At 54.6% G+C, this 25103-nt stretch carries 21 protein-coding genes; 5 read left to right on the top strand and 16 right to left on the bottom strand.

Features of this window, described 5'->3' with window-relative positions:
- The first annotated feature begins 9 nt into the window (after positions 1-9).
- Positions 10-981, top strand: a complete 972-nt coding sequence (locus A3841_RS03895; RefSeq protein ID WP_073851209.1) for a multidrug resistance efflux transporter family protein — start codon at positions 10-12, stop codon at positions 979-981.
- 1 nt (position 982) lies between these two features.
- Here the strand turns inward: A3841_RS03895 and A3841_RS03890 are convergent, their stop codons facing one another.
- The 3 genes from A3841_RS03890 to A3841_RS03880 form a co-directional block, all read right to left on the bottom strand.
- A complete protein-coding gene (locus A3841_RS03890) occupies positions 983-2167 on the bottom strand; it encodes an acyltransferase family protein (protein ID WP_073850990.1) in 1185 nt (394 codons plus the stop codon).
- Positions 2168-2262: 95 nt separating this feature from the next.
- Positions 2263-3402 carry a helix-turn-helix transcriptional regulator gene (locus A3841_RS03885; protein WP_073850989.1) on the bottom strand — a complete coding sequence of 380 codons (1140 nt, stop codon included), beginning with the start codon at positions 3400-3402 and terminating at the stop codon, positions 2263-2265.
- A gap of 153 nt (positions 3403-3555) precedes the next feature.
- Positions 3556-6297 (bottom strand): outer membrane beta-barrel protein, encoded by a 2742-nt coding sequence (locus A3841_RS03880; RefSeq protein WP_139307879.1) that lies wholly within the window; start codon positions 6295-6297, stop codon positions 3556-3558.
- Between the two features lie 288 nt (positions 6298-6585).
- On the opposite strand from A3841_RS03880, the gene A3841_RS03875 reads away from it, so the two are divergent.
- Complete coding sequence (locus A3841_RS03875; protein WP_073850987.1) at positions 6586-7158, top strand: DUF2062 domain-containing protein; 573 nt, start codon at positions 6586-6588, stop codon at positions 7156-7158.
- 230 nt (positions 7159-7388) lie between these two features.
- On the opposite strand, the gene A3841_RS03870 is transcribed toward A3841_RS03875, so the two are convergent.
- From A3841_RS03870 to A3841_RS03855, 4 genes are all read right to left on the bottom strand, one after another.
- A complete protein-coding gene (locus A3841_RS03870) occupies positions 7389-8267 on the bottom strand; it encodes an OmpA/MotB family protein (RefSeq protein WP_073850986.1) in 879 nt (292 codons plus the stop codon).
- A gap of 53 nt (positions 8268-8320) precedes the next feature.
- A complete protein-coding gene (locus A3841_RS03865) occupies positions 8321-9199 on the bottom strand; it encodes a bifunctional transcriptional activator/DNA repair enzyme AdaA (protein ID WP_073850985.1) in 879 nt (292 codons plus the stop codon).
- A gap of 105 nt (positions 9200-9304) precedes the next feature.
- Positions 9305-10021 carry a tetratricopeptide repeat protein gene (locus A3841_RS03860; protein ID WP_073850984.1) on the bottom strand — a complete coding sequence of 239 codons (717 nt, stop codon included), beginning with the start codon at positions 10019-10021 and terminating at the stop codon, positions 9305-9307.
- A 114-nt stretch (positions 10022-10135) separates the two neighbouring features.
- Positions 10136-10810 (bottom strand): tetratricopeptide repeat protein, encoded by a 675-nt coding sequence (locus A3841_RS03855; RefSeq protein WP_235861288.1) that lies wholly within the window; start codon positions 10808-10810, stop codon positions 10136-10138.
- Between the two features lie 218 nt (positions 10811-11028).
- Here A3841_RS03855 and parS point away from each other — a divergent pair, with 218 nt between their 5' ends.
- The 3 genes from parS to A3841_RS03840 all read left to right on the top strand — a co-directional run bounded on the left by parS (position 11029) and on the right by A3841_RS03840 (position 13883).
- Positions 11029-11457 carry a type II RES/Xre toxin-antitoxin system antitoxin gene (gene parS / locus A3841_RS03850; protein ID WP_073850982.1) on the top strand — a complete coding sequence of 143 codons (429 nt, stop codon included), beginning with the start codon at positions 11029-11031 and terminating at the stop codon, positions 11455-11457.
- Complete coding sequence (locus A3841_RS03845) at positions 11454-11918, top strand: RES family NAD+ phosphorylase (RefSeq protein WP_073850981.1); 465 nt, start codon at positions 11454-11456, stop codon at positions 11916-11918. The genes parS and A3841_RS03845 overlap by 4 nt, the downstream gene beginning before the upstream one ends.
- A 702-nt stretch (positions 11919-12620) precedes the next feature.
- A complete protein-coding gene (locus A3841_RS03840) occupies positions 12621-13883 on the top strand; it encodes an alkaline phosphatase family protein (protein ID WP_073850980.1) in 1263 nt (420 codons plus the stop codon).
- Positions 13884-13974: 91 nt separating this feature from the next.
- On the opposite strand, the gene A3841_RS03835 is transcribed toward A3841_RS03840, so the two are convergent.
- The 9 genes from A3841_RS03835 to A3841_RS03795 form a co-directional block, all read right to left on the bottom strand.
- Positions 13975-14574, bottom strand: a complete 600-nt coding sequence (locus tag A3841_RS03835; protein WP_073850979.1) for a hypothetical protein — start codon at positions 14572-14574, stop codon at positions 13975-13977.
- 426 nt (positions 14575-15000) lie between these two features.
- On the bottom strand, positions 15001-15414 hold the full coding sequence (locus A3841_RS03830) for a DUF4625 domain-containing protein (protein WP_073850978.1): 414 nt from the start codon (positions 15412-15414) through the stop codon (positions 15001-15003).
- A 266-nt stretch (positions 15415-15680) separates the two neighbouring features.
- A complete protein-coding gene (locus tag A3841_RS03825) occupies positions 15681-16673 on the bottom strand; it encodes an N-acetylmuramoyl-L-alanine amidase family protein (protein ID WP_235861287.1) in 993 nt (330 codons plus the stop codon).
- A 277-nt stretch (positions 16674-16950) separates the two neighbouring features.
- Positions 16951-18411 carry a M48 family metalloprotease gene (locus A3841_RS03820; protein WP_073850977.1) on the bottom strand — a complete coding sequence of 487 codons (1461 nt, stop codon included), beginning with the start codon at positions 18409-18411 and terminating at the stop codon, positions 16951-16953.
- 416 nt (positions 18412-18827) lie between these two features.
- Positions 18828-19958, bottom strand: coding sequence for a tetratricopeptide repeat protein (locus tag A3841_RS03815; RefSeq protein WP_073850976.1), 1131 nt, complete (start codon positions 19956-19958; stop codon positions 18828-18830).
- A 70-nt stretch (positions 19959-20028) separates the two neighbouring features.
- Positions 20029-22605 carry a DNA gyrase subunit A gene (gene gyrA / locus A3841_RS03810; protein WP_073850975.1) on the bottom strand — a complete coding sequence of 859 codons (2577 nt, stop codon included), beginning with the start codon at positions 22603-22605 and terminating at the stop codon, positions 20029-20031.
- Between the two features lie 78 nt (positions 22606-22683).
- On the bottom strand, positions 22684-22926 hold the full coding sequence (locus tag A3841_RS03805) for a hypothetical protein (RefSeq protein ID WP_073850974.1): 243 nt from the start codon (positions 22924-22926) through the stop codon (positions 22684-22686).
- A gap of 132 nt (positions 22927-23058) precedes the next feature.
- The gene (locus A3841_RS03800; RefSeq protein ID WP_073850973.1) at positions 23059-23829 is read right to left on the bottom strand and encodes an SDR family oxidoreductase; all 771 of its coding nucleotides are present in this window, start codon (positions 23827-23829) and stop codon (positions 23059-23061) included.
- Positions 23830-23909: 80 nt separating this feature from the next.
- Positions 23910-24929: a metal-dependent hydrolase gene (locus tag A3841_RS03795; RefSeq protein ID WP_073850972.1), complete on the bottom strand. Its 1020-nt coding sequence runs from the start codon at positions 24927-24929 to the stop codon at positions 23910-23912.
- Positions 24930-25103: the final 174 nt, after the last annotated feature.

Raw genomic sequence — 25103 nt, 5'->3', positions numbered from 1 at the left:
ATGACGGCTATGAACCCGAACAACAATCTAAAAGCCATCGCGATCGGCTCGCTGGCCTGCATTTTTTTCAGCGCTACCTACACGGTAAACAGCTTTATATCAGCCGGCGGCGGCCACTGGGCCTGGACCGTAGGCCTACGAACCACCTTTCTGGTGCTGCTGCTGCTCCCGCTGCTCGTTTTTCAGCGGCGGCTGCGCCCTTTGCTGCAGGCTCTGCGCCAACACCCGCTGGTATGGCTGGGCTGGGGCGGCCTGTCCTTCGGGATCGTGTACATCTTTCTTACTTCCGCGGCTTTCTTTGGACCGGGATGGTTGGTGGCTGGGGTATTTCAGTTCACCATCGTTGCCGGCATCCTGCTCTCCCCCCTGATCTACAAGGATGCGCGCAGCCGCATCCCGGTGCGGGCGCTGCTGCTGTCGGTGCTCATACTTTCGGGCATTGCCCTGATGCAGTGGAGCCAACGCAACGGCATTTATACCCAGCAGGACCTGTGGCTGTGCGTCATCCTGGTGCTGATCGGGGCTTCGCTGTGGCCGCTGGCCAACCGCAAGGTGCTCCTGCACACAGAGGAGAAAACGCACGGCCTGAACGCCATGCAGCGCGTAGCGGGAATGGCCATTGGCAGTTTGCCGGTGCAGTTTTGCCTCATGCTCTATGGCTACCAGGAGGCTGGCCTCCCCGGTGGCGCCCAAACCCTGGGTATCCTGGTCATCGCCCTGAGCTCTGGCGTCATCGGCGGCATCCTGTTCTTCGTGGCTATGAACATGGTGCGCCACAATGCCGCCGCGCTTGCCGCCGTGGAAGCTACCCAATCCATTGAGATTATTGCCACGCTGGTGGGTGAGATTATACTGCTGGGCATCGTTTGGCCTGGCTCCCTGGCTACAAGTGGCATGTTGGTGGTAATGGGCGGACTGGTGCTCTACAGCATTCCGGCCCGGGAAAAAGCCTTTCGGTTGCCAAAAGTAAAGTGGCGGTAAGTTATACTTTCTCACCAGCTACTTTAACAAGCCGCTGTGCAGGGGCTGTTTCAGGAGCTGTGGTATTTGCCCGCTGCACCGGCTTCAGCCCAAACGGCACCCGTAGCCAGTTGAAAGGCATGATCACGAAGCGCACCAGTATAAAACAAAGTATAAACGTGCCCAGGCTGATGAAAGTAAATTTAGACCCTATGCTCCAGTTTAGCTCGCGCAGGTAAAAGCCGAGGGCCACGATAACCGTCTGGTGCAGGATGTAGAAGGGGTAAACCATTTCGTTGGCCCTTGCCAGGTGCCTGCTCCTGATCTGGAGGTGCTGCAGGGCAAAACCAAGTATAACCATGAGCCAGAACCAGCGGTTGCTCTGCTTGAGCACGTGGTAGAAGGCCACTTCAGCGCCTGCCAGGTCTGTGTCCTGATACCAATAGAACGTATAAAGTACAGTCACCGTGGCCAGCGCGGCCGCCATACTATACCAGCGCATGCTTCTGATTTTTTCCTGCAAGGCGGGTATCTTCATCAGTAGAAACCCGATCAGAAAGACAGAGATGTAGAGGAAGTGGTTCGCCCAGTCGTTGATAAGGGCGTTGGTAGCCGGGAAGCGCTCGTTTAAAAGCATACCACCTATACTTAGCCATAGAGCCGGCACGAGCAGCAGCAGCCAGCCTTTGATATGTTCCTGTTTTATACTTGCCTTGCGGATATAAACGAGCAGCGGCAACAGTAGCAGGCTATAACAGAGGATATAGGCCAGGTACCAGAGGTGATGCCAACTGAAATTGCCCTCCGGGTAAGGCTCAAACTTGAATATGGAAGGGTAGAAGCTGAGGTAGTCGGTGGCGGCGCCCTGCATCACGCGCTCAAAGTATACCTGGGGCGGCACCACCAGCAGCATGCCCACCAGCAGCGGCACGAAAATTCGCTTCAGCCGGTCTTTGGCGAAGGCGCCGGCGCTGCGGTAACCCAGGGCAAAGTATACGCCCACACCCGAAACCAGGAAAATGAGCGACATGCGCCACTGGCTCATGAAGAGCATGGGCCGCTCCAGCGCCTCACTGATTTCGGTGTTCTTGACATGCCACTCCCAGCTCACGAAGAACATGCCGGTGTGGTAAAAGATAAGCAGCGAAAAGGCCAGCACCCGCAGCCAGTCGAACTCATAGCGTCTGATTTTTTCTCTTTTTTCCATAGTAGTAGGTTTTGAGGCAAACTTACCCATGGAAGTATGAAAAAGAGGAATGCGCCGGTAAGTGCGGGGTGCTACCTTATCGGGAAGTACTTAAACTAGCCCAAAATGGCCTTTTTGCGGTACTCTCCTGGCGTCTGCCCCGTCTGTTTCTTAAAGGCGGCACTAAAGGCAGACTTCGACAGGTAGCCCACCTGCTCGGCCACTTCCTCCACCTTTAGGTGCCGCTGCGCCGGGTCGGAAAGTATGGCTTTAGCCTCCTTTATCCGCAGCGCGGCCAGGTACTCGAAAAAGCTCTTGCCCAGCCGCTCGTTCAGGCTCTGCGAGAGGTAATGGGGCGAGGTGTGCAGCTGCCTGGCCAGCGCCGGCAGTGAAGCGGAGGGCTGAACATAGAATTTAGCGTCTTCTGCCACCTTTAGCTTCTGCAGCAGGTCCTGCTTGGCCTCCTCGCTCAGCGCCGATTTCTCATACTTTACCTGCACCACCGGCTGGAAAAAAGCCGAGTCGGTGATGATCTTGTAGCTGGCGAAGAAAAGCTGGAGCACCAGGAAAGCGGCCAACAAGTGGTCCCCGAGATCGCGCTCATAGGTTAGCTTCACGAAGAGTATCAGCAGAAGGGAGGCCACAAAGAAGTATAGCAGGAACCTGGCCCACGGATAAAAGTATGGGTTAGGAGATTCGGAGAAGCGACGCCTCTTAAGGAGCCGGAAACAAAGGCCGATGTAAAGTATAATATGCAGGATCGTCAGCTCATTGATGTACCTGGTCAGGAGCAGCGGGTCTGGGTCTACTTTAGAAGAAACCGGCAGAAACTCCCTGTCCGGAAAATAGGCGTTGATGTAGGCGTTATACTTTACCGCCTCCGGTTGGATGTAAAAAAGGGTATGGTAGAGCAAGTATAGCCCGAAAGGTATGAAATGCAGCCATTGCCTGCGCGTCCAGCTGCTGCCGTTCAGGCTTCGGAAGAGCAGGTAGATGAGGGGACCGAGGGCGAAATTAACCGGCTCCGAAAAATCGACCAGGTGCAGTACCCGGAACATGAGCCCGCTGTAGCACAGGAAAGTATCCAATACCAGGGTTCCAAACGCAAATACCACCGCAGCCAGCAGCAGGTGGTGGTAGGGCTGCCGGTGCGGCCGCCTGGCCAGGAACAGCAGCGCCAGAAAGAAACCCTGCACCACCCCAACCAGCAGTATGGCGGCAAACCAATCGAACCGGAAGAAGTCCTGTAGCGGCATGGGCAAGTACACCTGAGCGGTTTATACTTTAACGAGCTAAATCTAAAATGAAATTTTTAATTAAGCGCATTCAATCGATTTAAATCCAACGGCCAATAAATAAGCCCGGACCGCAATGGCCCGGGCTTTCACCTTAATCATACTAACTTATTACTAGGGTCTGCCGCCCCAGTTGCCGCGGCGCTCCTGGTTCATCTCCGGGGCCTCGCCGCTGATGAACTTGCGCAGGTTGTAGGTAAAGGTTAGCATAAAATAGCGCTGCAGCACCGACGACTGCACATCCTCCACATAGTCGGCGGCGATATTACGCTGGATGCTCACGTTCTGCTTCAGCAAATCGTTCACGCTCAGGCTGATCTCACCCTGCTGGTTCTTGAAGATCTTCTTGCCCAGGCTCATGTTCCAGAGCAGGTAGCTGTTGTCCACGCCGGCAGACAGACCCGTGTTGTACTGGTGGTTGAGTTCTGTGCGGTACACAATGCCTTTCCAGATGATGGTGTTCAGGCGCAGGTTCGTGCTGTGGTTGTAGAAGTTATTGTTCTGGTTGGTGCGCAGCGTGTTCTCCACCAGGTTATAGCTACCGGTGGTGGAGAGGTTAAAGTCCACGTTCTCGCTGATGTTGCTGCTCAGGTTCAGGCCGGCCCTGAAGTTGGTGTTGTTGGCATAGTTGATCTCCTCATCGATCATGCCCGGGGTTCTGGAGTAACCCACCGAGCCGTTCAGGTTCAGGTTAGAGCTGATGAAGTTGATCGGCTGACCATAGTTGAAGAACGAGCGAACGCTCCAGTAGCCATCCAGGTTCACGGGGCGCGAGAAACGGGAGCCCGGACGGTAGGTGTAATTCTCCGGCAGCTCGAACGGCACGTCGCGGGTGTAAATGCTGTTGGTAACGTAGTTCTGCGTCATCGTACCGAAAACACCCATGAAGAACACCTTGTTGGTCTCAGCATTGAAGTTACGGAAGCGCATGAACAGCCTGTTCTGGTACTCCTGGTCCAGTTCCGGGTTGCCGATGCGCGGCTGCAGCGGGTTGGAGATGTCCAGCACGTTCTGCAACTGCTCCACCGACGGCTCGTTCGTGGAGGTGCTGTAGTTGATCCTCAGGTTCGTGGACTTTGAGAACTTGTACTCATACTCGGCAGACGGCAGCACGTTGTTGTAGTCCCGCTTCACCGGGTACTGCTCCGGGAACTGGCTCTCGCCGCGCAGGGTGGCATACTGGTAGCGGGCATTCAGCTGGAAAGTGGTTTTGTCCGTCCGGTACTGGTAGCTCGGCCCGAACCGCTGCGCCACGTAATCGCTCTGGAAGGTGTTGCTCAGCGGGGCGTTAAAGCTGTTGTAAGCGCTCTCGTTCTCCACATAATCATAGGTGCGGCGGTCGGAGTCGTTGTTGCGGTTGCTGATGTTGTACTCCAGCTGCAGGCGCGAATTCTCGCCCAGTCGCTGGGAGTAGTCCAGGTTACCCGACCAGGCCAGGTTGCTCCTGTCAAGGTTGATGAACTGGTTACGCGTCACGTCGCGCTCCGGGTCCATGAGGTTGGCGGTGTTCTCGAGCTGGTAGGTGTCACCGTCCGTGTCTGTGTACCTGGTGTCGATGTCCACCGTCAGAATCCTGCCGGAGTCGCCGAAGCGGTGGGAGTAGAGGATGTTGTTGCTGATGTTGAGGGTGGTATTGTCCGCGTTGTCGGAGTTGATGGAGTTTGTCAGCTCCTCGCCGTTGGCAATGGTGCTGGCGTTACGGCCCGTAAACGACTGGCTTCGCTGGATGGAGATGTTCGGACGTACCAGCAGCCTGTTGTTCTCGTTGATGTTGTACTGCAACCTGAAGTTGAAGCGGTGGCTGTCGGTGATATCCTGGTTCTGGCTGTTCTCGGTATAGGTGGTGTCGCTGTTCACGAAGTCGCGGAAGCGGTACTGGTTGTTCACCACATCACGGTTCGTGTAGTTGTAGTTGCCGCCCACTTCCATTTTCTTGCCCCACTTGTCGTTGTAGCTGAGCGCGAAGTTATCTGTGTTGATGATGCCGTTCGGGGAGCCGCCGCCCCAGCCTCTGCGGCCGCGCATGCCGCCGCCGGGCGTTTCGCCGATGGAGAAATCGAACATGTTGATGTTGTTGGTGAGGCCCGTAGCGGTGATGCGCTGCTCGCCGTTGAAGTAGTTCACGGTAGCACCCAGCATGTAGCGCTCGTCGGTGCCATAGCCTGCGGAGGCCTTGCCCACGTAGCCGTGGCGCTTGTCCTTGCGGGTCACGAAGTTGAGCGTTTTGATGCGGTTGCCATCGTCAAAGCCACTGAAGGCGGCGCGGTCGCTCTGGCCGTCAAACACCTGTACGCTCTCGATCATGTCGGCAGAGATGTTACGCACCGCAGAGTTCACATCCTCGCCGGTATAGCGCTTGCCGTCAATCATGACCTGCTGCACATCCTCGCCCTGCGCCTGTATCTTGCCATCCTGCACGGTTACGCCCGGCATTTTGGTGACCAGGTCCTCGGCGCTGGCATCGGGGGCAGTCTTGAAGGCCTTGGCGTTAAACTGGGAGGTATCGCCTTTCTGCTCGCCAAGCGGCGCGCGGCCAATGATCTGTACTTCCTGCAGCCCGGTGGCCCCATCGCGCAGCAGCAGCTGGCCCAGGTTCACCGGCGCCCCCGCCACCTGAAAGCTACGGGAGAAGTTCTCGAAGCCGATGTAATTGATCTCTAACGTATACTGCCCCTGTGCTACGCGCTCAAACTGGAAGCGGCCTTCGCCGTCGGTGGCCGTTACGGTCTTGGTGGCGTCGGCGGTGCGCGTCAGCACCACGTTGGCTCCGGGAAGCGCTCCCTTATCGCTGGCGCTCTGCACCGAGCCCGATACGGAGGTAGTTTGTGCATAAGCCTGCAGCACAGCTACAAGCATCACTAAAATAGTAAAAAGCCTCTTCATGAATGGTGTGAATGTGATAGTAAGTCTGCGTGTTTAGACAGCAGCGTCACAACTTGGTTTAACCTCTCCATCAAATATTCTCAATATTAATAACAGTGGCGGGTGGTAGCTTTAGAAGGATGTTAAAGCCGGGGAGAAATACTTAAAACAAATAGCTACAGGACAGGTTACTTTTATACCCGCTAGCGTATAAAAAGCAGCTGCAGAAGATCTGCCTGAGTCCAGCCCCTCCCGGCTCGCCAGACCACCTGCTTTTCCCGTATGCAGCAACACCCTATACTTTTAAATTTACCTCTCGTGGCCACCTACAGTGTCATATCCGATTTTCTGAGACGAAAGCTGGTGCAGCCGGTCTCTAACCTGCTGCGGCAGGGCATGACGGCGCGTAGCCTCTCGGCCACCGTGGCGGCAGGCAGTGTGATCGGGGTGGTGCCTGCGCTTGGCGTGGCGACGGTCCTGGCTACTGCCGTGGCGGCCCGCTTCCGGCTGAACATTGCGGCCACGGTGCTGGTGAGTTACCTGGTGCAGCCCCTGCAGCTACTTCTGGCTCTTCCGTTTATCCGACTGGGTATTTCCTTTTTCGGGCTGGGCGAGCTGCGGCTGACGCTGGAGGAGATGCAGACCATGTTTCAGGATGACTGGCTGGACGCGATCGGTAAACTTTGGATGGCAAACCTGGCGGGCGTTGCCGCCTGGGCCATACTTTCCATCCCTGTGGGTGTAGGGTTATACTTTATACTTCAGCCGGTGCTGCAGCGGGTGCTGCCGAAACCTTCGCCTGTGGTGGTGGAGGGGGAAGGTGTGGCGTTGGAGGCAGAGCATTCCCTTCCTTAAGTAATTCCCCGGATTAAATTCCCCCGCTGGCCTGCAGGTATATTTATGGCCGGTAGCGGAGCATAAAATCATAAGTATAAGTATAAGTATAAAGCCTGGTCTCTCCTGATCAGAAAAATCTCCCCAGGGCAAGGCTGTATGGCCTGCAAAGTATAAATTGAGCCGAATGCAAAACAGCCAGCTCTTTATAGGAGCTGGCTGCTGCATTTTATACTTGCACGAGGCGCTGCTTAGGTTGTCTCCAGGATCTTGAACAGCTCGTCAAGTTTCGGAGTCAGGATGATCTCGGTGCGGCGGTTTTTCTGGCGGGCCTCCTTCGTCTTGGCCTCATCCAGCGGCACGTACTTCGAGCGGCCTGATGGCGTCACGCGGGTAGGGTCTACGCCGGCGTTGGCCAGGATGCGGGTGATCTCGGTGGCGCGGAGCACGCTCAGGTCCCAGTTGTCCTGCATGCCCACGGTGCCCCTGGCTATCGGCACATCATCCGTGTGGCCCTCTACCAGCACGTTCACGTCCTGCTGCTCCTTCAGCACGGAAGCCAGCTTGCGCAGGGCGTCCACGCCTTTGGGGTCTACCTTGGTGGAGCCGGAGTTGAACAGCAGCTGCTCGGCCAGCGATACGTATACTTTGCCATTGCGCACATCAATGGTCAGGTCTTTGTCATTGAAGCCAAGCAGGGCCTTGCTCACGCGGTTGCGCAGGTTGGCCACGGCAGCATCTTTCTCATCCAGGATGCGCTGCAGCTCCGCCAGCCTTGCCTCGCGGGCTTTCAGGTCGGCATTCAGCCTATCGATCTGCGATTTGCTCATGTTCAGGCTCTCGCCCAGCGACTTTCCTTCCTTCAGGGCCTTGGCCAGGCTTTCCTCATACTCGCGTTTCTGTTGCTCCAGTTTCGCGCGCTCTTCCTCCAGGCTTGCCTTTGCCGCCTCCAGGTCGGCTTTCTGCTGCTCCAGGGTTGATTTTTCCTGCTGCAGTCCTGCCTTGTCTACCTCCAGAGAATTCTTGCGGGCCATCAGGTCATCGTACTTCTTCTTGGAAACCACGCACGAGGAAAGCGACATGCTACCAGCCAGCAGTAGGATAGAGGCTTTGAATAGATGTTTTCTCATTTGCTTTAGCTAAAAATTTGTAATAGGGTGTAAGCAAATATAGTAAAAAACCTTTAACTGCTGCCGAAATTCAGTGCGTATTGCTGCTGCGGTTCCTCGCCAGCTTTTATACTTGCCGCTGCTTCCCAGCCGATCATGGCCATTTTGCGCTCGCTGCCCCAGCGGTACTCGCCAATGCCGCCCACGCTTTTAATGACCCGGTGGCAGGGGATAAGGAAGCCGATGGGGTTGCTGCCAATGGCGGTGCCCACGGCGCGGCTGGCGCTTGGCTGGCCTATACGTTGTGCCAGGCTGGCGTAGGAGCAAAGGTGACCTTCCGGGATGCGCAGCAGCGCCTCCCATACTTTCAGCTGAAAAGGCGTGCCGCTCGGGTGCAGTCGGATGCGGTTAGCATCCGGGGTGAGGGTGTTTTGGAAGAATGCCTGTACCTGCTGGTGTATACTTGCCTCTTGCTTTACCAATTCCGCCTTGGGCCAGGCTTGCTGCAGCTCATACAGTGCCTGTTCGGCGTTCTGGTAAAAGTGCAGGTGGCAAATGCCTTTATCCGTGGAGGCGACCAGGTATGGCCCGAACTGGCAGTTGCCGAGGCTATACTTCAGCTGCAGCCGCTCTCCGTGGTTTTTATACTGCCCGGGCGTCATACCTTCGATGCTGACAAACAAATCGTGGAGTCGACTGCTGCCGGAGAGGCCAGTGTGATAGCTCGCCTCCAGCAGGGAAGCGCTTTGCGTGAGTACTTTTTTGGCGTGCTGCAGCGAGAGGTACTGCAGAAACTTTTTGGGACTGACGCCAGCCCACTCAGTAAAAACGCGCTGGAAATGTTGCGCGCTCAGGTGCACGTGCGCCGCCACCTCGTCTAAGGTAGGTTGCTGTGCTGTGTTTTGGCGGATGTAGGCCAGTGCCCTGGCTACGGTCTCGTAATGCGTGTTCATTGGGGCAAGTACTAAAATCCGCCTTATACTTTCAACCCGATTCTTGCGGATTTTATGCTTTAGGGCTAACAATAATCCCCGGCCGTGGGGCCAGGGATTATTATTTTAGTTCGCTGCACTATCCGGGGCGGATGCGTTGAAGAAGCCCTGTGGGTCGGGCATTTTTTCCGTCAGTTCCAGGATATAGGTATAGTCGATCTGCGCCATGTCCAGGGTGCGGCTCTTGTGCAGGTAATCCCAGGCCGCGTCATACTTCTTCTCCTGGTACTTCACCTTCGAGAGGTTGTAGAGCGCATAGGCGTTGTTGGGATCTGCAGCCGTGGCGGTGGCCAGGTAAGCAGCGGCCTTCTTCAGGTCCTTTTTCTTCTTTTTCTCGTTGTAAACGGCCAGGTAAGCCGCGGCCGCATCCGACAGCAGGAGCGAGTTCTTTGCATCCAGCGCCAGCGCCTTCTCATACATGCTGATGGCAAGCGGTTGGTTGCCGCGGGCGGAGGTTACCAGGCCAAAGGCCCAGTAGGTGTCCTTGTTACCCGGGTTCAGGAGCCAGGCCAGGTTAAAGCGGTACATGGCCGTGTCCACCTGCCCGCCGTTGAGGTACTCCCAGCCGCGCTCCATAAAGAATTTGCTGGCCTCCAGACGGTCGGTAAAGTTTTTGTCGCAGCTGGTCAGGAATTTCTCGTCCTGCTTCTGCTCCGCCTCCGTCTTCTGCTTTTCGCCGAACATGGGCAGCACTTTCGGGCTGAGCTCGGCTGCCTGCTCTTGGGCAAGGCTGAGGGTGGTGGCGCAGAGAAGGGCCACGGCGGCTAAAAGGATTCTTTTCATAACTGCTGTTTATACTTTCGGGGATGAGCTGCCGCGGTTTTGGGCAGCAGGACCGGCGTTCATACGTTGTGCCGTCATCGTATAAAAGTAACACAGCCGCGCTTTACTTGCAAGTTACCGCTTCCGTTGCGACGTATAAATTCCCTCCGGGTCGCGCTCATGCTGCAGCAAGGCCGAAATCAACTGTTTATCTTCCTTTGTCCTGTCCTGGCGGATGCTCTGGTGCAGGTAGTCCCAGGCTTGGGCAAAGTCATAGAGGTAGTAGCTGTTCACGGCCAGTTTGTAGAAGGTATCGGCGGCGTTATCGGGATGCAGCTGCACGGCCCGCTCCAGTAGCTTTTTGCTCTGTTGCAGGTCCTCCGGCGAGCTTTTCTGGTAGAAGCGCGCCAGGTGGGTGGTGGCGATGTCGGTGAGCAGGCGCGGGTTTTCCTTGTCCTTGTCCAGGGCGCGGTAAAGTATGTAGAGGGCCTTGTCGTACTGCTGCTGCTGCCCGTACACCAGCCCGTAGCCCCAGTAGATCTCGTTGTTGTTGCGGTCCATCAGCCAGGCGCGGTTGAAGAAAACAATCGCTGAGTCGAGCTTTTCCTCGTTAAACGTGCGCTTTGCCTGCAGCACATAATACTTACCGGCCATCTGGCGACTTTTGAACCGGTCGGTATTCTCCTTCAGGAACTTGTTCTGCTGCGCCACGGCCTCCGGCGTGGCGGGTGCCATGGGCGGAATCACTTCCTGCATCGTAAGCCTGGGCCGCTGCTGGGGCTGATGGTTTTCGGTAAGGGCATTTTGCATGTTACAACCACTCAACCCCATTGCCATTAATCCTGCCGCTGCTATCCACTGTCGCATTTTATACTTTTACTGGTTTGATTTACTAACGCCCCTACGTAAATTTTAGTACAACGTCTGGATTTTAGGAAAGGGAGGGAGTGGACAGGAATTAATTTGCGACAATTGACGTTTTTATTTAGACAAGTTTCGTATATTTGAATGTATAAACCGCTACCACCATGGGACAAGCCTTAAGTATAGACAGCAGCCTGAGCTACAGCCTGATAGACGATAAAGACGTATTTATGCTCATCAGCACGGTGCGCGAGGGCATCAAATACGCCCTGTTCCAGAACATCGCCGATAAGATTCCTTTCAGCGTGAGCGAGTGGTCTAATTTCCTGCACCTGTCGGAGCGCACGTTTCAGCGCTACAAGAAAGAGAAGCGCACCTTCGACCCGCTGCACTCCGAGAAGATACTGGAAATAACGCTGGTGTATAACAAAGGCACGGAGGTGTTCGGCGACAAGGCTAACTTTGATGCCTGGCTGGAGGCCAAGAACGTGGCGCTCGGTGGCCTGAAACCAAAAGAACTGCTCGACAGCACCTTCGGTATTGGTTTGCTGCGCGATGAACTGACGCGCATAGAACACGGCGTGCTGGCATGATCGTGTACCGCCTCAGCAGAGGCCCGTACCGCAACGACCTTTCGGGGCGCGGGGCGGAGATTGCCGGCGGCCGCTGGAACAGCAAAGGCACCGCCATACTTTACACCAGCGAGTCCATTGCCCTGTGCACCGTGGAAATTGCCGTGCACATGCCGCTGGGCATCATACCCAAGGATTACTACCTCGTCCGCATCGAGATACCGGACACAGCAAGTATAAAAGAACTGTCAGAGGCAGACCTGCCGCCAGATTGGAAGTCCTTTCCGCACGCCAACAGCACCCAGGAGATAGGAGACGCCTTTGTGCAGGAAGCCGGGCAGCTGGTGCTGAAAGTACCCTCGGCCACCGTGCAGGGCAACTTTAACTTCCTCGTAAACCCGCGCCATGCGGACTTTCACCAGGTTAAAGTGGTGGAGACCATACTTTTTGAGTTCGATAAGCGGCTGTTTGTGAAGGAGTAGGCGCGGGACCACGTCCAAGCACCCCAGCCAAAGTATAACCCCTCCCCAACCCTCCCCTAAAAACAGGGGAGGGAGCTTGTAATTACTTTTGCCAAAGTATAAATTCCATAGCTGCAGTTCTCGCGCGGACAGGTCGCGACCTGTACCTACAAGTATAAATCTACCCCCGCAGAGAAGAGAATTATACTTGTTGCTATACTTTATTGTCATCTCGAGCAGGGCGAGAGATCTATCCGACATTCTATAGAGATAATATCTCACAGCTGTGCTGGCTCTCTTCGGCTCTCGCCTCAAGAGTAATCGAAATGAGATCTAGGGCGGCTATGGAAGTAAGGACGAAGTATAAAAGTACGACCTGCTGCAGACTTCGAAGTCCGCAACAGGCAAAGCTCTGGGCAGGGAAGTCCGGAACAGCAAGTATAACTAAAGTATAAATCTCCAAGCAAGTCAGGTTGTAAACCGGACTTTATGGTGTAAATCCGACTTTATAGAAAGTAACAAGTCCAAAGACTTACTTTAAAAAAACGGCTTCCACATATTCCTATACTTCATACGTAACTCCCATCTGCGCAAAGGTTACCGGCCAGCTAGAAAGAACATAGTATAGTTTGCTTTATACTTTGCTATGCATCCAAATCAGGGGTGATCATAATTTAACCTGCGTTTATACTTTGTTTAACCGCATCAGCTTACCTTTGCCCCATGAACCGCTTGAAGATACTGATACTTGCCCTGCTGCTGGCCGCGCCGGCCTGGGCGCAGGTGGATACTACGCAATATGTAGAGCCAAACCGCCGGAACAGCGCGGAGCAGATGCAGAAGCCTTATGTGATCCTGATCTCTGCCGATGGTTTCCGCTACGACTACGCCGACAAGTATAACGCAACCTTTCTGAAGGAACTGCGCGAGCAGGGCGTACAGGCCGAGTCGATGCTGCCGTCGTTCCCGAGCAAGACCTTCCCGAACCACTATACCCTGGTCACGGGCATGTACCCGGCCACGCACGGCCTCATCAACAACTATTTTTACGACCCGCAGCGCAAGGAGCATTACTCCATGCGCGACAGAAAACAGGTGGAGGACGCCAGCTGGTACGGCGGCGTGCCGCTGTGGGTGCTGGCCGAGCAGCAGCAGATGCTGTCAGCCAGCTTTTACTGGGTAGGCTCCGAGGCGCCCGTGCAGGACACCCGCCCCACGTACTGGTACAAGTATAACGAGGATATTTCGTTTGATGCCCGCGTGCAGGCGGTGGTGGACTGGCTGCGCCTGCCCGAGGCGAAGCGCCCGCACCTGATCACGTTTTACCTGCCGGAGGTAGACCATGCTGGCCACCGTTTCGGGCCCGATGCGCCGGAAACGGAGCAAGCAGTGAAGGAGCTGGATGCGCGGCTGAAGCAGCTGACGGAAGCGGTGGCTGCCACAGGCCTGCCGGTGAACTATATCTTCGTATCCGACCATGGCATGGTGCAGATAGACCAGGAAAATACCCTGCCGCTGCCAACCGCCGTGGACACGGCAAAGTTCATGGTGTCGGGGGGAGGCATGGTGGTGGAGCTGCACGCCAAAGACAAGAGCGCCATCAAGCCAACGTATAAAAAGCTGAAGAAAGAAGCCGGCGGGGCCTATAAAGTATATACCAAAAAGAAACTGCCGAAACACCTGCACTATGGCAAAAAAGATGATAAGTATAACCGCGTGGGCGATATCCTGCTACTGACCGATGCCCCGAAAGTTTTCCATTTCTCCAGCCGCAAGCCTTCGCCGGGCACACACGGCTACGACCCCACTACCGTTAAGGACATGCACGCCGTCTTTTATGCCTGGGGACCGGACTTTAAGCAAGGCATAAAAACAGCTGCGTTCAGCAATGTGCAGGTATACGCCATCGTGGCCAGGTTGCTTGGCCTGGAGTACAGCCACAAGATTGATGGTGATGCTAAAATAGCAAAGGAGGTTCTGAAGTAAGAACCCAGGTATAAAAAGGAAGGGCCGCTATACTTTAGCGGCCCTTCCTTTTATTACGTTATACTTTTTATACTTTATACTTCCCGGCCGGTTACCTTCCCGGCAAGTATACCTGCAGGCCAACGGCCAGGTTCAGCCCCGATTCGCCGTTGCCAACCGAAATATCAGCACTGGTGTGGGTGTAGCCAAGTATACCTTCCAGGGCAACGTTCTGGGCCACAAAGTGCGCATAGCCTGCTCTTATGCCGAACACGCCCGAGAAGACGGAGTCGCCATCGCTGTCTTCTTCAGAGCTGCCGGCTATACCGGCAAGCGCCTCGCCAAACCAGCGGTGCGTAGGGGCAGCCCCTTCCGGAAAATAGTAGCGCACAAAGGGCGTCAGGCCATAGCGGAACGTCTCACCGCCGTCGTAAATATCCAGTCCCAGCTGCACTTCGGTACCGATGGCGGCATTATCGCTGAGGAAATAGCCCGCTCGCGGATTCACGTTCAGGGTAAAGAAATCGGATTCGAAGTTGAAACCGATGTTGCCGATTGTAGCTCCAATAATCCAGTTGCCCTCACGCACGGCGTCAGAGGCTACCGGAGCGGTGGTTTGCGGTGCCCGCTCCCGTATTTCCTCCTCCACTTGGGCAGAGGCAGAAAGCCCGAACAGCGTTAAAAATGTAGCGAGTAGTAGTAATCTTTTCATAGCCTTTCGTTAAGTGATGAACACGATAAAATTTGCACAAGTATATGATAAAGCTGGTATTTATTTTAACGCAGCCATGAAATGTTAGTTGTAATTTATGGTGGAACGCCTGGAGGAGCATGTAGTTTGTGTATTTCTGATGGCGCGCGTTCAACCTAATGGAATTGGTTTTTGTACTTTAAGTGAGTTCTCACGTCACTTTCCCTTAAGTCCATACCCCAAGCCCAGGTCCTCCGCTGGCTAATTCGTTCGGGAATGACTGTGTGGCTGAATAGGAATACCGATGAACTTGCAGGGCTGGTTTGAAGCCCTGCACGCATGCGTAGCAGCGTAAAGGTGTTGCGGGCCCGGAAAAGCAAAAGGCCCCGCATGGTGCAGGGCCTTTTGTTATAGGATGATTTATTCGGGTATAAGCAAGACTTGCGGTTATGGCGTAACACTAACGGTTACAGACTCCTCTGCATTGTTACCCTGCTCGTCCGTGGCCTCAACCGTGATGACATAGGCGCCCTCAGGAGCCTCGGCCGGTAGCGTTATGTCTACATTAAGATCTTTCTGCTTATTATCATTCAGGAAGTCCGAAATGTCGTCATTCTCAATTTCGCTGGTGGTGCCGCTAGGGTTGGTTACCCATACTTTAATGTTCTCCAGCCCCTGGTCGTCGGTAACGTTAGCCCTAAACTCCATCACATCGCCCGGTGCAAACACGGCATTCGCGGTAGGGGAGCTAATCGTGATCGTTGGCGCAGTTACATCCAGGTCCACTTCCTCATCGTCATCATCACAGGCAACAAATGCAAAACTCAGGAACATCAGGAAAAGCCAATTTAACTTATTCATAGCTTGTTTTCTTTAGTTGGTAAATAAAAATGTGTTTAGATTCGATATAGAGATATATCAGGCTACAGGGCTAAAGCAGCACTAGTATACCTCACCTTGAACGGTAGCAGGCATGTTAGGTTCGGTTTTGTTTAAATGAGTGCAATTATACTACTTGAGGTATACTTGGATTCGTGCTATTTTAAGTGTAAACAGATCAGCCGGAAACCAAGAAAAAAGGAGCCCTGTTAGGAGCTCCTTCATACTTTGCTTCGTTTACCGGAAGGCTAGTTGCTGGCCTTATAGTCTGCGATTATGCCATCACAAAGCCAATTAGCCAGGGCCTGCCTGTTGTTCGGGATGACGAAGCGGCGCTGGTCCTTGTCGTTTTTAATGTTGCCCAGCTCCACAAATACGGTAGGCGGGTGGCTGTACTTTACCACATACAGGCTGCTGCGCGGCGTAACGGTGCCGAAGTAGTCGCGGTTGGGCTGGTAGCGGTTATACTTGGTGGTGAACACCTCGTGTATGCGCTGCGCCAGGGCAAGTCCCGGCGTGCTGTTCTCATGGTGATAGAAGAACACATCGATGTTCTGGCCCTTGCTGCGACTGTCTATGTGGATAGAGAGCATGCGCTGGTGCTGGCCCTTGTGCCGCTGGTACAGCCGGTTAATATCCGCCACGCGGCTCCTGAGGCGCTGGGTTTGTCCATGCGGCACCGGGTCGCCATAGTAGCCAACCTCATCCGTATCCATTGGAAGGATGTTCTCGTCCCGGATCCCATCGTCCGGGTCCTGGATAATCATGTAAACAGTAGCGCCATGCTCCATCAGGCGTCGCGCCAGCCGGATGGTGACGTCGTAGGCGTACTCGTCTTCGCTTAGCTGGTAAGGGCCATACTTGCCAATCGCGCCCGGGTCGGGGCCGCTATGGCCGGCCACCAGGTAGTATACCGAGCCCTGCAACTGGCGGTCAAGGATCTCGACGCGCTCATAGTTTTCCCCGAAAAGAGGCTCCACCAGCACTGCGGCGGGAGCAGGGGCCGCTTTCTCCGGTGTGGCTGCGGCAGTGGTACCGCCCGCAGAAGCGGTTGGCAGCAGGTACGTTTTGCCCGCATACAGGCTGTTGTCCTGCCCGAGCTTGTCCTGGTTTAGCTCCAAAAAGTTCTGGAGGTGCTCGGCCGGCTCCAGTCCGTGGCGGCGAAGCAGCAGGTAAATGCCGTCCCCGTCTTCGGCTACCACCTTGGGGTAAGCCTGGCTAAAAAGGAGGGAGGCATTCAAAAAAAGGGTGAAGGTAAGTATAAGTCTCCGCAAGGTTCTTACTGTTTAGATCCTACTATCTCATACGAAACGATAGCATAGAAAATTTTACTAGCGTGAAAATATTCGGCTAAGGCAGCTTTAAAGTTATACTTTTTGACCGACTTTTTCCCAATCAAAAGGCCATCAGCCATTTAAATTTCGGAGGCATGGGGGCAGGGAAGGGGGGAGCTAAAAAAAGCGCCTCCCCAAGGCATGGGGAGGCGCTGCTCAATTTATACTTTACGGCGGCTCTACGTTAATGCGACACTACCTTAACCATGGTGCCTTTTTCTACCCGATCGGTTAACTCCATGCCGTTAAGTATGGCAAATTCCTCCAGGCGGTCCTGTTTGATGTTGTTGTTCTGCAGGATCTGGGACAGCGTGGCTGTTTGCGGCACCGTCACGATGCGGATGCGCTCTGGCTTACGGTTCAGTTTGTCGGCCTCCTTCAGCTCGGCAAAGCTCTGCATGGTGCTGCTGAAGGTCTGGAAATAGTTATCGAAGTTGTCGGCAGTGGTGATACCCATCAGGCTATAGTTGTTGTTGCCGTAGCGGATGAGATACGTCAGCGTGCGGATGACCTGTTGCTGCTGTTGCTGTTGGGCTTGTTGCTGCGGCTGTTGGTCTGCCACAATGGCCAGGGCTGGCAATCCGTTAACTGTTGTGCTCTTGGACTCTACGGGCTGCAGGTTAAAGCCCTGCATCAAGGCCTGGGCTGCAGCCTCCAGGGTCTCGCCGGGCACGAGCATCAGGTTCATCATCGCGCTGCCATCCTTTGGCGCCATCTGGAAAACCTGCGGGGTATTCTGGTAGCCCCATCCCGAAGGCACCGGGAAACGGAACTTGAGCTCCGGATGGTAGAACACGCTATTCTCCACAAATCCCTGCCGCGGATCCTCGCCGTAAACAAGGCCATCGATCCGTTTCAGGTAATCGTTGCGCGCCACTTTGGCATTGGTCAGGTTTTCTTTCTTTTTCCAGGCTGCGGCCAGCTCATGCACCTTCGTGTAGCGGTCGCCAGGGTTGGGGTGCGTGGAGAGAAAGTCGGGGATAGCCTGGCCACTGCCGGCCTGCTGGCGCTGCAGCGTCAGGAAAAAGTCAGCCATCTCGTCGGCGTCGTAGCCAATCTTGGTAGAGTATTCCACGCCCAGCTCATCCGATTCGCGCTCGTCGTCGCGCCCGAACTTGAGGAAGAGCAGCCCCAGGCCCTGCGAGGCCACATCTCCTAATTGCGCGATCTCGGGGGAAATGACCATGGCGCCGATCAGCCCAACCTGCGCCAGCGTGGCCTTCGATTGTTGCTGCACCGAGTGGCGCGCCGTTATATGCCCGATCTCATGGCCAAGTACACCGGCAAACTGGGCCTCGTTATTAAAATGGGCCATAATGCCGCGTGTAAAGTATACGTAGCCGCCAGGCAAGGCAAAAGCGTTGATCACGGGAGAATCCACCACCTTAAAATCATACTTTAACTCAGGCCGGTGCGATACTGCCGCCATTGCCTGGCCTTTCTGCTGTATAAACTGCTGGAGTGCCTTGTCTTCATAAAGCCCGAACTGCGCAAGCACGGCAGGGTCCGACTGCGCACCGAGCGCGATTTCCTGTTCCTCCGACATGAGCACTATGTCGCGTTTGCCCGTTACAGGGTTTGTGGCGCAGGAGTTAAAGAGCAGCAGCACGGCTGCGATACTTGTGCTTACGATATATTTTTTCATAGTTGGTTCTGTTTGTATCCTTAACCAGCACTTCAGGAGAAGCCTATATAAGGATAGTTAGATTTTTAGTTTGAACGGAGCGGCAAATTGTTTAGTTGCGGCTGATGCATTTGAGCTGGATGCAAGCGACACTGAAGGCTGACAACTGTCGCAGCAATAGAAGGCACTAAAGTATGGCAGAATCACCTATTTAACATAAAGTACATTATGAGTGACACTTAAAATAGATGGATATCCATCGTCCATTATAAGTCTTATAATTTATATTATGTTAAGTAATATGTTTCTGTATCTCAATTTGCGTACGTTTTATGACTCCCTTCTTTGGAACTGCAATCCTTATACCGTCATCCTAAGCCACAAAAAAAAGGAGAAGCTCTACAGCCTCTCCTTTTCTATATCATCAATTAAAATACTTAGTTGAGTTTCGCAGAAAGCTTTTCAGCATCAGCTTTGCGGCCCAAACGTGTGTATACGTTGATCAGGTTCTGCATGGTAGCCTTGTCTTCCGGCTGAATCTGGTGCGCCTTCTCAAAGTATGGCAGAGATGATTGGTAGTACTTCTTCGCCTCAGACTCTAGCGCCTTGCCTTTCTTCTGGTACGTCGCGTAGTCCATCTTAGCGGCCTTGTTGTTTATCTCGGCACCTCGGTTGTATTCCAGCACCCCCAGGTTGTAGTAAGCGTCGAAATTTGTCGGATCCGCCTCGATTGCTTTCTTATAAACTTCACGGGCGCCGTCCAGGTCTTTCTTACGCTCCAGCAGGTTGCCCTTCACGGCGTAAAGGCTGGCGTTCTTCGGGTCGGCCTCGATGGCCTTGTCAAGCTTGGCCATTGCCTCATCGGCGCGGTCGTTCTTCAGGTAGTACTTCAGTTCTTCCTGCATCATGTACACGCTGTTCGGGTGCTCCTTCAGTCCGTCGGCCAGGGTTGCCATCACGGCGTCGTCGCTGGCTTCAGTTGCCTGCTGCAGCTGTATTTTTGCCTTGTACACGTCCTCTGTCTTATGGCCCATTTTCAGGAGGTCATCATAAAAGCCGATGGCCTGGTCATACTTGTTGTCAGCTGTAGCGGCATAGGCGGCGTAAAGCACGGCAGTGGTATCCTCCGGGCTGATTTTGTGCGCCAGCTCATACTTCTTTATCGCGTTTCCCCAGTCCTGGCTGTTGTGGAACTCCACTGCCTGGTTCAGCACCTGGCCGTACAGCATTTGCTTGCGCTCCGGCACCTGCTTGGCGAACTCTCCATTCTGGCCGTCCAGCTCCACTGTCTTGTCAAAAGACTCCAGGATAACTATCGGTGTGTTCTCGTCGGTCAGTTTACCATAGATCGGGTTGCCGATCATGTCCTGATAGATCACGCCACGGTAGAACCAAGTCTTTGCTTTATCCTTCGTTTTTTTATGCTCTGTGGCCTTCTCAATGTCAGCCAGTGCTTTGTCAAGCGTACCATTTTTATGGTTCAAGACTGCACTGTTCACAGCCGAGTTCTGAGCACTTGCAACCGAAATGGTACCGGCTACTAAGGCTGTCAAAAGTACTTTTTTCATACTTGAATAATGGTTTGAGGTTGTTGTTTGCCTAACGTATTATACTTGTAAATAATTCGTTCTTAGTTGTTTAAGCCTCTTCTTCCGCCTCCGGGTCGATCATGGTGTCCGGCTGCAGCGATTCGTCCGGAGCCAGTTCTGACTGTTCCATCACCGCCTCTTCTACTGCCTGCTCCAGTACCGCTTCCTCTACCTCAGCCTCATTCTCTGCCTCAACTTTCGCCACCGACGAAATCTGGTCATTCTCGTTCAGCTTAATCAGGCGCACGCCCTGTGTGGCACGGCCGATGATGCGGAGATCGCTCACGCGCAGGCGGATGGTGATGCCGGAGCGGTTGATGATCATCAGGTCGTCGGTATCGATTACGCCTTTGATGGCAACGAGTTTTCCGGTTTTCTCGGTAATGTTCATCGTCTTCACACCCTTACCGCCACGGTTGGTGATGCGGTATTCCTCAAGTGGCGAACGCTTGCCGAAGCCATTTTCAGAAACTACCAAGAGGTTGGTGTTCTCATTCTCTACACAAACCATACCAACTACCTTGTCGTTGGGTCCGGCCAGCGTTACGGCACGCACACCGGCAGCCGTGCGGCCCATCGGTCTTACCTGCGTTTCGTTAAATCGGATGGCCCTGCCCGACTCCAGCGCAATCACAATCTCGCTGCTGGTGTTGGTCAGCTGTACGTCCAGCAGCCGGTCGCCCTCGTTAATGGAGATAGCGTTGATACCGTTGGTCCTAGGGCGCGAATAAGCCTCCAGCACCGTCTTCTTGATGGTACCTTGCTCTGTGATGAATACCAGGTTGTGGTTGAGTACGTAATCCTGGTTTTTTAGGTCATGCACGTTTAGTACGGCACGCACATTGTCTTCCTTCTCGATCTGGATCAGGTTCTGGATGGCGCGGCCTTTGGTGGTCTTCCCTCCTTCCGGGATCTCGTATACTTTCAGCCAGAACACACGGCCGGACTCTGTAAAGAACAGCATGTGGTGGTGTGTGTTGGCGATGAACAGGTGCTCAGTAAAGTCGCTTTCCTTGGAGGCGGCCACGCCGCGCGAGCCTATGCCGCCACGGCTCTGGCTGCGGTACTCGTTCAGCGACGTACGCTTGATGTAGCCTTCGTGGGAAATGGTGATTACCATGTTCTCCTCCGGGATCATATCCTCGTAAGAGATATCGCCGGTGCTTGCCTCAATGCCGGTGCGGCGTCCGTCGCCATAGCGCTCCTTGATCTCGGCCAGTTCATCCTTGATGATCTGCATGCGCAGCGCCTCATCATTCAGGATCGAGGTCAGGTAATCGATCAGCTTCATGATCTCCTGGTACTCCTGCTGGATCTTGTCGCGCTCCAGGCCGGTAAGGCGCTGCAGACGCATGTCCAGTATGGCGCGGGCCTGGATCTCGGATAGGGCAAAGCGCTCCATCAAGCCGTTGCGGGCAATCTCCGGGTCACGGGACGAGCGGATCAGGTTGATCACTTCGTCCAGGTTATCGAGCGCGATCAGCAGGCCTTCCAGGATGTGGGCGCGTTTGCGGGCCTCCTCCAGCTCATACTGCGTGCGGCGGATTACCACCTCGTGCCTGTGCTCCACAAAGAACTTGATCTGGTCCTTCAGGTTTAGCGTCATCGGGCGGCCTTTCACCAGAGCCACGTTGTTTACGCCAAACGAAGACTGTAGCGCCGTATACTTGTAGAGGTTGTTGAGCACCACGTTCGGAATGGCGTCCCGCTTCAGGTCGTACACAATCCGCAGACCATCGCGGTCAGACTCATCGCGCAGGTCGGCAATGCCCTCTATCTTCTTCTCGTTGATGAGCGCTGCTGTTTTCTCGATCATGGAAGCCTTGTTGACCATGTAAGGGATATCCGTTACAATGATCTGCTCCTTGCCGCTTGGCGTGGTCTCAAAGTTAGCGCGCCCACGGATCAGCACACGTCCGCGTCCGGTTTCGAAGGCGGATTTCACGCCGTCGTACCCGTGAATGATGCCGCCCGTCGGGAAGTCCGGGGCTGTGATGTACTGCATCAACTCCGCAATCGTGATGTCGTTGTTGTCGATATAGGCCACGATGCCATTCACCACCTCGGTAAGGTTGTGCGGCGCCATGTTGGTGGCCATACCCACCGCAATACCCGAGGTGCCGTTGATCAGCAGGTTGGGAAGCTTGGCAGGCATTACGCTCGGCTCTTTCAGTGAGTCGTCAAAGTTCGGTACAAAGTCTACCGTGTTCTTTTCCAGGTCGGCCAGCAGTTCGTCGGCGATGCGCTTGAGGCGCGCCTCGGTGTAACGCATGGCAGCCGGCGAGTCGCCGTCGATGGAGCCATAGTTTCCCTGGCCATCCACCAGCGGATAGCGCAAAGACCAGTCCTGGGCCATGCGCACCATGGTGTCGTACACGGAGGAGTCGCCGTGCGGGTGGTACTTACCCAGCACCTCGCCCACAATACGGGCAGACTTCTTGTAGGCCTTGTTATAGGATACCCCCAGCTCAGACATACCGTATAGCACGCGGCGGTGCACTGGCTTTAATCCATCCCTGACGTCGGGTAAGGCTCTGGAAATGATAACAGACATTGAGTAGTCGATGTACGCACCGCGCATCTCGTCTTCAATGTTGATCGGTATTATTCGTTCGCCTTCTTGCATGTTAAAAGGTCTAAAATAATGTAAATGGTATGATAGATCAGGCAAGTTAGGCAAAATTGGCCTGACTGCCTATATAGCTTATTCCTTATTTTTGGCTTTGGAGTGCCCCTTTCGGGTTTTCTCCTGCGACACCGGGTCCAGCTTCTCGCCTATCTTAGGGTTCTGCTTTTTCCAGATGGGTTGCCCGCGGTATTCCTGGTCGCCGTGGATGTGCTCCATACGCACCTGGCAGGGGCCAATGGGGCAGGCGGGTTTACAGGAAACGAGGGAGGCGGAGAGCAGCGCGATGCCGAGGATGAATAGTGGTTTCTGGTGTGTCATGGGTTAAGTTTAAGAGCCTCTCTTACACAGTGGAGCGCTCAAATCCATATCATACAAAAATAAGCATTTTTGCTGACATTCAACAGTAATTTACCACATAATTAGCCGTTTGAGAGGCTTCAAAAGTATAGGCTACAGCGGGTGGAATCCATTCACCGTAAAGCCTCCGTCCACGGCGATGGTTTGCCCTGTGATGTAGGCTGCAGCGGGCAGGCACAGGAAGGCCACGGCACCCGCCACATCCGCCGGCTCTCCTATTTTTTGCATCGGAGTGCGGCTGATCACATGGTTGTAGAACTCCGGATTGCTGAGCACCGTTTGGGCCAGCGGGGTGCTGATGTACCAGGGCGCCACGGCATTGACACGGATGCCGTCTTTTGCCCATTCCACGGCCAGGTTACGGGTGAGCTGCGTGAGGGCCGCCTTGGTCATGCCGTAGATGCTGCCGGTGCGCACGTGCACCAGCCCCGCCACGGAGGTGACATGCACAATATTTCCCTGCCCTGACTTCTGCAGCAGCGGGTACAGCAGCCTGTTGAGCTCAAAGGCCGAGCGCAGGTTGGTCTGCATGATGAAATCGAATTCCGCTGAAGTATAGTCGGCGGTAGGTTTGCGAATGTTGGTGCCGGCGTTGTTTACCAGAATATCGAGCAGGCCCCACTCCTGCTGCACCCACTCCGCCACGGCCGTCCTGCCCTCGGGCTGGCTTACGTCTGCCGGCAGCGTATACAGTCCCTGCGGGTGCTGCTCCTTCAGGCGGTCTAGGTCTTCCTGTTTCCGGGCCACGGCCAGTACCTGGGCGCCTAGCGCCAGTAACTCTTTCACGGTGGCCTCCCCGATGCCTTTGGAGCCGCCCGTAACCACTGCCTTTCTGCCTGTCAGCAGCCATCTGTTTTGTGCCATTGTTTTAACTGTCTAAGGTGATGTATCTGTAAACGGGATTCCACCGGAAAGTATGACGGAGTATACTTTAATGCCCGTTTTTACCTGATCCCGGTGATGCGGTTCCAGTACGCCAGCAGGTATTTCTGATCTATTTTAGGGCGGTTGTTTACCTCCTCGAACTGCAGTTCCCCCTGCGCGTCCGGCCATACTTTGTACACGAACACATAGCCGCCCCCACTCTCCTGCCAGCCATCGAATTTGCCGAATCGAACGTCGTTGATCAGCAGAGCTCCCGCACTGTCTTGCTCCACGGTATAGTAGCCTTTCGTGATCTGGAGAAGACGCTCCAGCTTGGGGTGTCCCCGGTAGGGCGTCAGTAGCTCTGCGTGCTGCGGCTCAAATTCATACTTCACCTGCCGGTCTGCGTCCATCAGCGAGTAAAAACCGTTGTAAAAGCCACCCTCTCCCGCTGCCGTCACTGACCAGAAAACGGTGTTCATGGGCGTGGGTTTACTGATGTAGGAAGTATGGCTGATACCCTGGCGGCTCATACTTTGCTCGAATACGCCATCGGCCATACTTTTAGCCACAAACGACCAAAGCAGGTAACAGGTGCTAATTGCCAGTCCGGCATAGTTGAGGTAGCGCCGCCGGGGGCTAAGGCGGTGATAGAAGGCTGCTGCAACCACCAGCACCAGGAAAGGCAGCGTGTACAGCGGATCCACCACAAAGATGTTGTAGAAGGCTACGCCGTAGGTGGAGAAAGGCCACCAAAGTTGGGTGCCCCAGGTGGTGCAGCTGTCGAGCAGGATGTGCGTAATGAAACCCAGGAAGAACAGCAGCGACCAGTCGCGCACGGTGGCCGGGTTATTTTTGTAGAGCCGGCGCAGCAGCCAGCCAAGCAGGGGCGACATCACCACGGCGAACAAGAAGGAGTGCGTGAGGGAGCGGTGGAAACCCAGTTGCTGCACGGTGTCCAACCACGGGTTCAGCAGCACATCCAGGTCCGGGATGGTGCCAGCTATAGCGCCCCACACCATGGCCTTGTTGCCCAATTTTTTGCCTGCCACGGCCTCGCCCACGGCGGCGCCCAGTATAATCTGTGTTAAAGAATCCATTATAGAAATAAAGTATAAAAAGGCGGCCCTGCAACTGTTGTTGCATCTAAGCCTGCCTTGTACTGGAGGCTGCAAAGGTTTCGCTGCAGCAGCCTCCGGAAGAGAAGCTGGAGCAGCTGCGCAAGCGCCGCAAGTTCTTGAACGCCATGCTGTCCTGTGTTGGCTGGCGCTGGG

The organism is Pontibacter flavimaris, assembly GCF_001907195.1.
GTDB lineage: Bacteria > Bacteroidota > Bacteroidia > Cytophagales > Hymenobacteraceae > Pontibacter > Pontibacter flavimaris.
The sequence above is the reverse complement of the archived record's forward strand: the minus strand, read 5'-3'. Positions and strand labels throughout refer to the sequence as shown.